This window comes from Altibacter sp. HG106, assembly GCF_028561755.1.
Classification (GTDB): Bacteria; Bacteroidota; Bacteroidia; order Flavobacteriales; family Flavobacteriaceae; genus DFVG01.
In genome coordinates this window covers 322,913-336,032 of record NZ_JAQQTD010000001.1, presented here as the reverse complement: position 1 = coordinate 336,032, position 13,120 = coordinate 322,913, and the positions used below count along the sequence as shown (strand labels likewise).

General features: G+C 44.8%; 8 protein-coding genes. All 8 read right to left on the bottom strand.

Going from position 1 to position 13,120, the window contains the following annotated elements; genetic code table 11:
• Positions 1-65: 65 nt before the first annotated feature.
• Complete coding sequence (locus PO830_RS01610; protein ID WP_272851783.1) at positions 66-1,601, bottom strand: nuclear transport factor 2 family protein; 1,536 nt, start codon at positions 1,599-1,601, stop codon at positions 66-68.
• A gap of 93 nt (positions 1,602-1,694) precedes the next feature.
• Complete coding sequence (locus PO830_RS01605; RefSeq protein WP_272852014.1) at positions 1,695-3,500, bottom strand: acyl-CoA dehydrogenase family protein; 1,806 nt, start codon at positions 3,498-3,500, stop codon at positions 1,695-1,697.
• 21 nt (positions 3,501-3,521) lie between these two features.
• Positions 3,522-4,712 (bottom strand): acetyl-CoA C-acyltransferase, encoded by a 1,191-nt coding sequence (locus PO830_RS01600; protein ID WP_272851782.1) that lies wholly within the window; start codon positions 4,710-4,712, stop codon positions 3,522-3,524.
• A gap of 18 nt (positions 4,713-4,730) precedes the next feature.
• Positions 4,731-7,139 (bottom strand): 3-hydroxyacyl-CoA dehydrogenase/enoyl-CoA hydratase family protein, encoded by a 2,409-nt coding sequence (locus PO830_RS01595; RefSeq protein WP_272851781.1) that lies wholly within the window; start codon positions 7,137-7,139, stop codon positions 4,731-4,733.
• A 3-nt stretch (positions 7,140-7,142) separates the two neighbouring features.
• Positions 7,143-7,592: a MarR family winged helix-turn-helix transcriptional regulator gene (locus tag PO830_RS01590; RefSeq protein WP_272851780.1), complete on the bottom strand. Its 450-nt coding sequence runs from the start codon at positions 7,590-7,592 to the stop codon at positions 7,143-7,145.
• A 117-nt stretch (positions 7,593-7,709) separates the two neighbouring features.
• Positions 7,710-8,609 carry a YihY/virulence factor BrkB family protein gene (locus PO830_RS01585; protein ID WP_272851779.1) on the bottom strand — a complete coding sequence of 300 codons (900 nt, stop codon included), beginning with the start codon at positions 8,607-8,609 and terminating at the stop codon, positions 7,710-7,712.
• A 75-nt stretch (positions 8,610-8,684) separates the two neighbouring features.
• Positions 8,685-11,234: a T9SS type A sorting domain-containing protein gene (locus PO830_RS01580; RefSeq protein WP_272851778.1), complete on the bottom strand. Its 2,550-nt coding sequence runs from the start codon at positions 11,232-11,234 to the stop codon at positions 8,685-8,687.
• Between the two features lie 17 nt (positions 11,235-11,251).
• Positions 11,252-13,033 (bottom strand): AMP-dependent synthetase/ligase, encoded by a 1,782-nt coding sequence (locus PO830_RS01575; protein ID WP_272851777.1) that lies wholly within the window; start codon positions 13,031-13,033, stop codon positions 11,252-11,254.
• Positions 13,034-13,120: the final 87 nt, after the last annotated feature.

The following is a 13,120-nucleotide window of genomic DNA, read 5'->3' as shown; positions in this document are numbered from 1 at the left end:
TAGTACCAAGCTACCCGTGGTTATGGAAACTTGTATTACTCCTTCAAACGCAACATGGGAGGCTCTTACCGCAAAAAGGTAACGCGTTCAATCTTGTTGGTTCCCACCTCGTACACCGCTATGGCGCTAAAATGGGTATCATTCATGGTGATGTATTCTTCATCAATGACCACGTTGCCAATGACAATTCGATTTTTTATTTCGCAGTGGAGGTCTGGGGTCGATTGGAAGAAGTGGGTATACCCTTTTCGAAGTCCTTCATGTCCAGAGGAAGTAAGCGTATTTGGATAGTTATACAGCCTAATGTCTTCGGAATAAGTAGCTATAAATGCATCAATATCTCGATTGTTATACGCTTCAAGCTGCTTGTCTACGATCGCTTCAGGGTCGAAATCGACCTCGGTGTCAAACAAAAAAGTCATGGACTTGATTTCCCCGTTGTTCACGTCGTAAATAGCGACTTGTTTTTTAGTATTCCCGTTATCGGTGGCCGTTTCAGCATCTATAACGAAACTGTTTAGTGCGATTCTGTTAATCACCTCGACGCTTGTCGTGGCGACCGATTCATAATAGTCGGCATAGTTTTTCCGAAGTGTTTCTCTTCCTTCGTATAGCACCTTGTTCGGAAAACGTCGCACCTGAACGTTTGCTGCGAAGCATTCGCTAAATGCCGCTAGATTCTTGGAATTGTAAGAAGCTACCTGTTTTTCAATAACCGGAATGGGACGCATGGCCTTGGAAATAGCGGCAAATGCGATCCTATTTCCATTATTGGTGGTGGCAATCCGACTCATCTTTTCTAGTTTGTAATCCTTGAGATCGGCTACTTTTGTCCACTGTGGAGTTCCCAAGGTATCATACACGTAGCATGCGGTATTACTTCCCAGGATCATCCGGTCTTCATCCAACCAGGCATAATCTTGAATACCAATAGGTAGCTGGCAGATAAAAAAACTTTCCTTGTCCTCCATATCTAACCAATAAACGTCGTGGTTGCCATCCTCGTTGACCAGTGTATAGGTCATGGCATTGCGATTTGGAACTTTGTGGATGGAGCGTCCGGCATTTTGGAATAGGGTATCTATCTGTTGTGTTTTGGTATCTGCGAGTACGAGAGCTAGCTCCCCATTGTTCAAGACTGAAGATAGCAGTGTAGTACTGTCATAATACGCGAAATATGCCACTTGTAATTGGTCGAAAAGCAAGCGTGGTGGTTGTTCCCCAAACGGGTATTTGTATAATCGCTGTAATCCGTTAGGGTCGAGACGCACCGCGGCAACCGCCTGTTCTCCCGGAATGAGTTGCGGAGAATATTCGCCGCCTTCCGTGGGCATATTCAACCACCATTGTTGTCCCGAAGGGAGATTGTGTATGGCAATATCGGTAGCGCCATTTCGTGTACCTGCATACGCTAAATTGGTGGAGTCGAGGAAGGAGGGCTGATTGTCGTAGCCTTCTTGATTAGAGATATTTTTAAAATTCTGTACCTGCCAGTTTTCTGCCTTGGTATTCTCAACGGTCATCAAAAATACGTCGGTATTGTCTTGTGCGCCCATGGGTAATACCATAGAGATTATCAGGAGAAAGAGTATAAATTTCATGCGACTAAAGATAGGGCAAAGTTGGGCTCAAAAAAAGAGCCACTCACGACTTCTTGAGCGGCTCTTGGTAACTAAAAAACTAAAATCAAATTATTAAAAGGGGTAGGTGTTTTCTTCGGATACTTTATCAGCGATTTTATTGCGAAGCGCCACAACATTTGGGAAGTTGGTGTATTTCGTCCATCGTTTTAATCCCATTAACATGGCTTTTTGCTCGTCACCTTCGGCAAAACTAATGATGCCTTCTTTTCCTTTATTATTCACTTTTTCCACGGCATGGTACAGATAGAGCTGTGCCATAGCCACTTGATAGTCAGCATTTGCATGGCCGCGTTCGTGGTTTTTCTGGGCACGAAGGATGGTACTTTCTGCCATGTATATTTCAATCAAAATATCAGCGGCAGCCAACAATAACTGCTGATGCTCTTCCAAATCGGGTCCATATTTTTGTACGGCCGAACCAGCTACCATGAGAAATACCTTCTTAAGTTTTTTAATCATGTCGCGTTCTTCGGAAAGTACTTTAGAATAATCGGGGGTTTCGAAGGATGGGATTCCCATCAATTCCTCACCCACTTTTTGTGCAGGGTTCAACAAATCAACGTGCCCCTTCATGGCTTTTTTTACGAGCATTCCCACGGCAAGCATTCGGTTGATCTCGTTGGTGCCTTCATAGATACGTGCAATTCGGGCATCTCGCCAAGCAGCCTCCATAGGCGTATCAGCGCTAAAGCCCATTCCTCCAAAAATCTGAATACCTTCATCGGAGCAATTTTGAATGTCTTCGGAAACAGCAACTTTCAGAATGGAACATTCAATAGCGTATTCTTCCACTCCTTTCAACTCGGCTTCCTGATGCGAATTCCCTTGCTCCAAACGAATGGCGATACGGTCTTCGATATTTTTCGCCGCGCGATAGCTGGCACTTTCACCCGCAAAAGCAGAGGTTGCCATTTCGGCTAATTTCGACTTGATCGCTCCGAACTTCGCGATAGGGGTTTTAAACTGTACGCGCTCATTGGCGTATTTCGCAGCTCCATCAATCACTCGGCGTTGCGCGTCTAAACAGGCAGCCGCTAATTTAATACGCCCCACATTCAAGGCGTTCATGGCAATCTTGAATCCGTCACCTCGCTTCGACAACATATTTTCAATGGGCACTTTGGTGTCGTTAAAAAATACCTGGCGGGTAGAGGAGGAGTGGATCCCTAGTTTCTTTTCTTCTTCCCCTAGGGAGATACCGTTCTCGGGATCATTTTCAACGATAAATCCCGTAATATTCTTATCGTCTTCAATACGAGCGAATACAATAAAAACATTGCAGAATCCCGCATTGGAAATCCACATTTTTTGTCCGCTGATCTTGTAATGGGTGCCGTCCTCGCTGAGCACTGCTTTCGTTTTTCCGCTATTGGCGTCACTTCCTGCGCCTGGTTCAGTCAAACAATACGCCCCAAACCATTCGCCCGTAGCTAATTTGGGTACGTATTTTTTCTTTTGTTCTTCGGTACCGTAGAGGGTAATAGGCATGGTTCCGATGCCCGTATGCGCCCCGAAAGCGGTTGCGATAGAACCGGTAGCACCACTGATGTAATCACATACTAGCATCGTAGTTACAAAGCCCATTCCCAGGCCGTCATATTCTTCGGGCACAGCAACGCCTAAGAGGCCCATTTCACCGGCCTTACGCATTACTTCTTCGGTCAGCGCATAATCTTTGGCTTCAAAGCGCTCTTTTTTCGGCCAGATTTCGCGATCTACAAAATCAATCACCGACTCCTTCATCATCTTTTGTTCTTCCGAAAAATCTTCCGGTGTGAACACGTCTTTATAGGCGGTTTCTTTCACGAGGAATTGTCCTCCTCTCAAGAGTTCATTTTTAGTTTCTGTCGCTTCCATAATTGTATTCAAAAAATGTTGTTAGTTTAAAAATTCATAGATTCCTGCGGCCCCCTGACCGGTACCTACGCACATGGTAACCATTCCATATTTACCTTTCATGTTTCGTTTCCGCATTTCATCAAATAACTGCACTGAAAGTTTGGCGCCCGTACAGCCTAGTGGATGCCCTAAGGCGATAGCACCTCCGTTAACGTTTACAATCTCCTGATCCAGATCAAGTTCTCTAATGACCGCAAGGGATTGAGAGGCGAAGGCTTCATTGAGTTCGATCAACTCAATTTGATCGAGTTTCATGTCGGCTTGCTTCAATGCCTTCGGAATCGCTTTTACCGGTCCAATCCCCATGATACGAGGCTCTACTCCGGCGGCAGCGAAATTGACCAATCGAGCGATAGGCTCCAGGTTCAACTGTTTTACCATTTCCTCGCTCATCACCATGACAAAGGCTGCTCCATCACTCATCTGTGAAGAGTTTCCGGCAGTAACACTACCTCCTTCCGCAAAAACAGGTCGGAGTTTTCCTAATACTTCCAACGAGGTGTCAGCACGGGGTCCTTCATCTTTATTCACGGTATAGGTTGTCGTCTCCTTCTTCCCAGCCTTATTGACAAAGGTGTGTTCTACTTCAATAGGAACAATCTGTTCCTGAAATCGATCTTCAGCCTGTGCTTTCAGGGCTTTTTGGTGTGAGTTATAAGCAAACTCATCCTGATCTTCTCGAGATACTTCGTATTTTTCAGCTACCGCTTCCGCAGTGAGCCCCATTCCCCAGTAATAATCTTCTTTTCCTTCTTTCGCCAATTTATAATCGGGCGTGGGCTTGTAGCCTCCCATAGGAATATAGCTCATGCTTTCGGCGCCACCGGCGATGATACAATCGGCCATTCCGGCTTGAATCTTGGCAGATGCCATGGCAATGGTTTCAATTCCTGAGGCACAATACCGATTCACGGTAACGCCGGGAACATCTTCAATTTTAAGTCCCATTAAACTTATAAGACGCGCCATGTTAAGGCCTTGTTCTGCTTCGGGCATGGCGTTTCCAACCATCACATCATCAATTTGTTTTTTATCGAGATTTGGCAGCTGCTCCATCATGTACTGAATGGTTTCCGCTGCTAGCTCATCGGGTCGCTTGAATCGGAAGAGTCCGCGTGGCGCTTTTCCCACGGCGGTACGATATGCTTTGACTATATATGCTGTTTTCATAAATGATGTATTGAGATATTAGTTTCGGAGTGGTTTATTCTTCTGAATCATGTGCTGCAAGCGTTCCAGGGTTTTTCGTTCACCACACAGACTTAAGAAGGCTTCACGTTCTAGGTCTAATAAGTATTGTTCACTCACTTCTGTGGGTTCTGAAAGGTCGCCACCAGCCATGACCCAGGCGAGTTTGTTGGCGATTTTCTTATCGTGTTCGCTGATGTAATGCCCGGCTTCCATAGAATCGGTACCCACTAGGAACATTCCTAAGGCCTGCTTTCCGAGCACTTTTACGTCCTGCCTTTTGACAGGTTTTGTATATCCCTGATCCGCCATCATACGCGCTACCGCTTTGGCGGTTGCGATTTGACGATCTTTGTTGACCACAACAATGTCTTTTCCTTTTTGAAGGATTCCTGTATCATAAGCTTCATAGGCGGAAGTAGAGACTTTCGCCATTCCGATCGCTAAGAAATACTCTCGAAGTCGGTTTAACTCTACATCGTTTTTCTGAAAGGTATCACTGGCGCGTAAGGCCATTTCTTTGGAACCACCTCCACCAGGGATGACTCCAACGCCAAACTCTACCAAGCCAATATAGCTTTCTGCCGCGGCTACTACACGATCGGCATGTAAGGTCATTTCGCAACCGCCTCCTAACGACATGCCATGGGGAGCAACTACGGTTGGAATAGAAGAGTAACGAAGGCGCATACAGGTGTCTTGGAAATATTTAACGGCCATGTTCAGTTCGTCATACTCCTGTTCTACAGCCATCATAAAGATCATTCCCACATTGGCCCCAACTGAAAAATTCTTTCCCTGGTTTCCTATTACGAGTCCGTCGTACTCTTTTTCCGCCAGATCAATCGCTTTGTTGACACCGGCGAGGACGTCGCCTCCGATGCTGTTCATCTTGCTTCGAAATTCACAATTGAGGATACCGTCTCCCAAATCTTCAACGACTACGCCGCTATTTTGAAAAACCGCTTTGGATTCTCGGATATTATCGAGGATGATAAAGGCATCCTGCCCCGGAATCTTTTTGTATTCCTTAGATGGAATGTCATAATAATAGGTAGCTCCGTCTTTTACTGTATAAAACGAAGTAATTCCGTTGTCCAACATCTCCTGTACCCAGGCAGCCGGTTCTTTGTCTAGGGCTTCAATAAGCTCGATCCCTTTTTCAACGCCCACAGCATCCCAAATTTCAAACGGACCGTTTTGCCAGCCGAAACCGGCCTTCATCGCATCATCAATTTTATACAGTTCGTCGGTGATTTCCGGAATTCGTTTCGAAACATAGGCGAACATAGCGCCAAAGTTCTTTCGATAGAATTCACCCGCTTTGTCTTCTCCTTGGATTAAGATCGGGAAACGATCGAGCACTTCGTCAACCGATTTCGTTTTTTGAAGTGTATCGAAATTTGCCTTTTTACTGTCTCGATATTCCATGGTATCGAGATCCAAGGCCAAGATCTTGCTACTTCCATCATCGTTCTTGATCTTTTTATAGAAGCCCTGTCCGCTTTTGCTTCCCAACCACTTGTTTTCCATCATGGTGTTGATAAATTCAGGAAGTTGGAAGATCTCGTGTTCTTCATCTTCGGGCACATTTTCATAAATACCATTGGCTACATGCACTAGGGTGTCTAGCCCTACCACGTCAACTGTTCGGAAGGTGGCCGATTTTGGCCGTCCAATCACTGGGCCGGTCAATTTATCGACCTCCTCCACGGTAAGACCCATTTCTTTCACTTGGTGAAACAAGCTTTGAATTCCGAAGATACCAATACGATTTCCGATAAATGCAGGGGTGTCTTTCGCTACTACCGAAGTCTTTCCGAGGAATTTTTCACCATAGCCATTTAAGAACGCTAAGACCTCAGGATCGGTGTCTGGTCCCGGAATGATCTCAAAAAGGTCTAAATAGCGCGGTGGATTGAAAAAGTGGGTGCCACAAAAGTGTTTGCGGAAATCTTCACTTCTTCCTTCATTCATGTACTGAATCGGAATTCCTGACGTATTGGAAGTGATCAAGGTGCCCGGCGTACGGTGTTTTTCTAAGTTTTCAAACACCTGTTTCTTAATATCAAGGCGTTCCACCACCACTTCAATGATCCAATCGGCTTCCGATACCTTGGCAATGTCATCTTCCAGATTTCCGGTGGAAATTCTACTGGCAAAATCTTTGTGGTAGAGGGGTGCGGGCTTGCTTTTGATAGCCGACTGTAACGAGTCGTTTACGATTCTGTTTCTAACAACGGTATCTTCCAGTGAAAGTCCTTTGGCTTTTTCCTTCTCGGTGAGCTCTCTTGGCACGATATCAAGCAATAGCACTTCCGCACCAATATTGGCGAAGTGACACGCAATGCCGCTTCCCATGATTCCTGAGCCGATGACGGCTACTTTTTCTATTCTCCTTTTCGACATGAGTTATGTTATTTTTTCAGTGGTATATATTTTTTTGGCATTGATCAATTCCAAGATGGTGTGAGCCACCCGTTTGAAGGTTTTCAGGTCTTCTTCGGAAACCGCTTCGGAAACCGCTTCGTCAAACCGCAACACAACCGATTTTGAAAAGGCGCGCATTTCTTTTCCGAAGGGCGTCAAATGAATCAAGACGCCGCGTCCATCTAATGGATTCGGTTTTCGTTCAATCAATCCTTTTTCTTCCATATTCTTCAGCGTTCTTGAAAGACTCGTCGCTTCCATTCCCATTTTGGGGCCTAAGGCGGTAGAAGGGGTGCCTTCGTCGGGATCGATACTGATGAGCGCAAACCCTGTGGCCATAGTACTGTCTTTCTTTCCGGCTTCCTCATTATACATTTTGGTAACTGCCATCCAAGTGGCCCGCAACATATAATCTATTGTTTTTTCTTTCAAGAATGTGATTTTAGGTAGTTCAAATATACAAAAAAATATTATGCATGCATAGTAAATAAGTAAAATTCGTATCGTAGTTTTCCGCTATCGGTCAACGCCTGATGTCGCACTCTTTTTTTACTTCGAATTAGGTGTTTGGTCCAGATAGCGATCGGAATACACTTTGGTAAATTGCGCGCCAAAAAATAGCAGTAAGCTGCTGTAAGAAACCCAGAGCATGATCAGGATAATGCTTCCGGCAGCGCCATAGGTAGAGCCGGGTTCCATGGTTTTAAAATAGTAAGCTAAGAGGTATTTCCCCAGTAAAAATAGGAGGGAAGTAATGGCCGCCCCTAACCGCACCGCTTTCCAAGCAATGCTTCTGCTTGGTAAAAATCGAAACAGCACTGCGAATAGGAAATAAATAAAGAATAAGGAAATAATGAAATCTACAGCGAAGATGGCTTCCACCCAGTCGCCAAACCACAAGGTAAGTCGGTTTACGAAGGTGCTTAACAAGGCGGTTATCAGTAAACTGGTAAGTAATAAGAATCCCAATATTAAGATAAACCCAAATGCTTTCGCTCTATTTTTTAAGAAGGTCCATAAACCTTCTCTAATTTCCTCGTCCACGTTCCAGATTTTATCGAGGGTGAACTGTAGCTGATAAAATACTCCTGTTGCTCCGTAAAGCAAGGTTCCTATTCCGATTATGGTGGTGAAAACCGAGGTCTCTTCATCGCCACGATCCAGCATCATGAGTCGGATGGACTCTGCCGTTTGCTGGCCCAAAGCCTTGGTAATCTCATCTAGAATTTCCCCTTGTACAATCTCTCTCCCCCAGATGCCTCCTACGATGTTCAGGATAAGAACGATCAAGGCGGGTAATGAAAGAATGGCGTAATAGGCCACGATCGCACTCAATTGGAACGGTTCTTTTTCCATCCATTGCTTATACGTGGCGATTAAAAGCGCGGGAAGGTCACTTATTTTAAATTTCCGAATACGTTCCTGTGAGTTTCGAGGAGAAGGTTTCATTTTCTTATTCATTCTGAAACCTACAAGGATAATTGATACGGGATATATTCATGAAACTATTTTTGTAGGCCTTTCTTATCGAATGATTAATTTCCTCGTAATTTTTGCGGAACCTGATGAACATTCCACAAAGTAAATACCGGAAGCAATACCTTCCAGTTCTAGCTCAATTGTGCCTGTAGTTACAGCCCCTTCATACAATACAGCGGTTCGATTTCCCTGCATTCCAAATAAGGTGACGGTTACCGTTTCGGAAAAAGGATGCACTATCTGAACACGATCGTGGGCCGGATTAGGGTATAGTACTAGTGCATTCGATTGTTGATTGTCAGCTGTGTCAAATACCAGATCATCTAAGTCGTAGCTGTGAATTGACCTACCGAAAGTTCCAGCGTAGAGGGTGTTGGTAGGTTCGTGAATTTTTAGATCTCTTGTCATCGTTAACGGCAGATTATCCCCTAGGATGGTCCAACTAGCCCCTTCGTTGTTTGAATACCAAACGTTGAGATCGGTAGCGATGATGAGTAGATTATCTTCGGGAAATAGCACAATATCATTTACCGGTATTGCGGGTAGGTTTCCGGAAATATTTGTCCAATTTTGCCCTGCGTCAATCGTTTTAAAAACATGTGCGGCTTGATCGTTTTCTCGGAAACCCGAAAGCGTCACATAGGCCGTCTCATCGTCTGTAGGAGAAATGGCCACCGAAGTTACATAGCGATCGGGGAGTCCGTCGCTGATATTTTCCCAGGTAGTTCCGCCATCAAAGGTCACTTGAACGTTGCCATCATCACTTCCCACGTATATAACATCCTCTGTTAAATAAGAAGCGGCGATGGTGGTTAGTGTTCCGTACACGAGAGACCCGCTGGGATGTTGACCATCGGTGAGATCCGGACTAATAGCCGTCCAGAAATTGGCTCGATCTGAGCTGTAAACACGTTGTGTACCATAATACATGGTTTGGGGATTGACGGGAGAAATGGCAATGGGGGTGTTCCAGTTATTTCGGTCGCTTCCGCTTATGCCGCTCGTAGCATTTTGAAAGGTAGCACCCCCGTTGGAAGATTTTCCGAGATTCCCGTATTGCGATTCTACATAGATAAAATTGTTATCACTATAGTCTACCACTACGTGAAAACCATCGCCTCCCCAAATGGAATTCCAATCGTTCAAACCGCCGGTTGTAGTTCTAATCGTATTATTGTCCTGGGTTCCTCCGTACAGATTTTGAGGTTCTAGAAAATCGACTTCAATATTGTAGAACTGTGTAATTGGAAGATTGACAAATTTATTCCAACTGCTTCCACCATTGGTGGAAACATAGGCGCCTCCGTCATTTCCAGCTAAGATGAAGTTGGGATTGTTGCGTGAAAATTCGATGGCGTGATGATCAACATGCATTCCGTTTACAGCGTTCCAGCTGCCACCACCATTGAAGGTTCGTGCGAGTGATTGTCCCAAGACGAACACATCGTCTGGATCATTTGGGTTCACGCGGAGGTTTCCGAAGTACCAGCCAAAAGAAGCATCAATACCAAACAGATCATTTAGCGTTACCAGGGTCCAATTCTGTCCACCATCGGTAGATTTGTAAAGACCATTGAATTCATTTGTAATCTCATCGGTGGTGTAGCGGGCATACACGATATCTGGATCAGATTGTGAAAATTCAAAACCAATTCTTCCAGTTTCGGTATCAGGTGCCGGCAACCCATTGGCAGCTCCCAGCTGGGTCCAAGTATCGCCGCCATCCGTAGAGCGATGAATTGCGGAAGTCACTCCGCCGTAATCTCGTTGCCAGGGTTTACGAGTGCGTTCCCACATGGCCGCTAATACAATATCTGGATTTCCGGGGTGTATGGCGACATCAATAGCCGCTGTAGAATCGGTGACAAATAGCACCTTGTCCCAATCATCGCCTCCATTTGTGCTGCGATAAATACCACGTTCGTCATTGTAGCCATACAACCTTCCTGTGGCGGCTACAAAAATACGATTGGGATCATTTACATCTACGGCGATACGACCAATATGATCTGTTCCATCCGGCCCCAAATACAACCAATCCGCACCACTATTATTAGAACGATAGACACCATCACCAAAAAATGCTCCTGAATTGGCACTGGCGTTTGCTTCCCCAGTTCCCGCGTAGATAATTTCTGCATTGGAAGGCGCAATGGCTAGATCTCCTATGGAATACTTTGACATATCATCGAAGATGGGGGTCCAATTCGTGCCGCCATCGGTCGTTTTAAAAATACCGCCAGTAGCGATACCCACGTACAGTACGTCATCACTATCGGGTGAAATTGCCACATCGGTAATACGTCCACCGGTGTTTAAAGGACCCGCTAACGTCCACGCTCCACCAGATATGTCACGTTCCGCCAGGATGGATTGCACCTGAGTTTCCGCTTTTGCCATGGCTTCCCGGCTTATAAAATTGTTAGGGTAGGCACGTTGATTGTAAAACCACTCGCCCGGATATTGCTTTAGTAATGCCTCTTGTGTTGGTGATTCCTCAGAACCAGCGGTAGGAAATATGCTATACAGTCCATAGAAACCGAACAACAGTCCGATGGAAATAAGTAGTAGGGAGCGTTGTCGTTTGGTTTTCATAGGGTTTTGTTTTGCGATTAACTGCGATCGTACAATCGCTCGTACAGATCGTGATATTTTTCTTTAACGATTCTACGTTTCAGTTTCATGGTAGGCGTGAGATGTCCTTCCTCAATACTCCATATATCTGGTGTAAGTTCGAATTTTTTAATCTTTTCCCACTTTCCGAAGCGCTCATTGTATTGGTCTACTTCTTTTTGAATACGATCAATAAGCGTTTGATCCTTAATGAGTTCTTTGGGGTCTTTTGAAAGACCTTTGTTTTTGCGCTGACTCCATTCTTGAATAAATTCAAAGTTCGGTTGAATAAGGGCGGCCGGCATTTTTTCACCTTCACCAACGACCATAATTTGCTCAATAAAGCGCGACTGCTTCATGGCGTTTTCGATAAGCTGAGGCGCGACGTACTTTCCGCCGCTCGTTTTGAACATTTCTTTTTTACGATCGGTAATCTTCAAGAAACCATCGCTATCAACTTCCCCGATATCTCCGGTATGGAAATATCCGTTCTTCAACACTTCGTCTGTTTTTTCCTGGTCTTTGTAGTAGCCCATCATAACTTGGGGGCCTTTGATAAGAATTTCTCCGTCCTCGGCAATCTTAACTTCTGTTTCACGGATCGGTTTTCCGACAGTTCCAATTTTGAACCCGCCATCACGCATATCATTGACGCTTACCACTGGTGATGTTTCCGTGAGACCATATCCTTCCATCACGGGAATCTCTGCCGCGTTAAAGACACGCGCCAGTCGAGGTTGCAAGGCGGCACTCCCTGAAGCGATCGCTTTGAGATTACCTCCTAAGGCCTCCTGCCACTTACTAAAAATAAGTTTGCGAGCCAGACTCAATTTTGTTTCGTACCACCAGCCGTTTTGTCCGTAGGGTTCGTATTCGAGTCCGAGTTCAATCGCCCAGAAGAAAAGTTTTTTCTTGACACCGGTAAGGTCGCCTCCTTTGGCGTAGATTTTATCATATACTTTTTCTAAGAGCCTAGGAACGGCCGTCATCACTTCTGGTTTCACCTCTTTAAGGTTATCGCTGATAGTTTCGAGGCTTTCGGCGAAATGAATGCTTACTCCGCAGTATTGATACATGTACAGTAACATTCGTTCGTAGATATGACAGACTGGTAAAAAGCTCAGTGCCTTTGTGTTTCCTTTATCAATAGGCAGTCGTTCGGCACTATATTTCGCATTAGAAGCAATATTCTTATGACTCAGCATCACCCCTTTAGGACGTCCCGTTGTTCCGGACGTATAGATTAAGGTGGCCAGATCATCTTCTTCTATAGCGGCTTTCCGCTTATCGACTTCCGTTTGCAGTGTCGCATGCTCGTTTCCTAAAGCGATCACCTCTTGCCAATTTTTGCAAGTGTCGATCTCATCAAAACAATACACCTCTTGTAAAGAAGGCACATTGGCTTTAATCTTATTTATTTTTTCTAAGACTTCAGTGCAGGATACGAATACGAATTTCGACTCGCTATGATTGAGCACGTATTCGTATTCATCTTCTGAAATGGTAGGGTAGATGGGTACGTCTTGCGCTCCGGTTTGAAGGATTGCGATATCGCATATATTCCATTCGGTTCTATTGGTCATGGAAATGATAGCAACCTTATCATTGGGTTGAACCCCCATCTGAATGAGTCCACGACTCATGGCATTCGCTTGATCAATGTATTCTTGAGTGGAAGTTTTTTCCCAAACTCCGTTCTTTTTTGTAACTAAAGATTCTTCTTGAGGGAACTGTTCTAACTGGTAGTATGGAAAGTCAAAGAGTCGTTTAACGTCTGTCATCTGTGTTTTTTTTCGGCTTTACAAAATAGCGAAAAATATTGAGTTATAATCTCTAATAATGCAAAATGGAGCCGTTTGTCAGGCTCC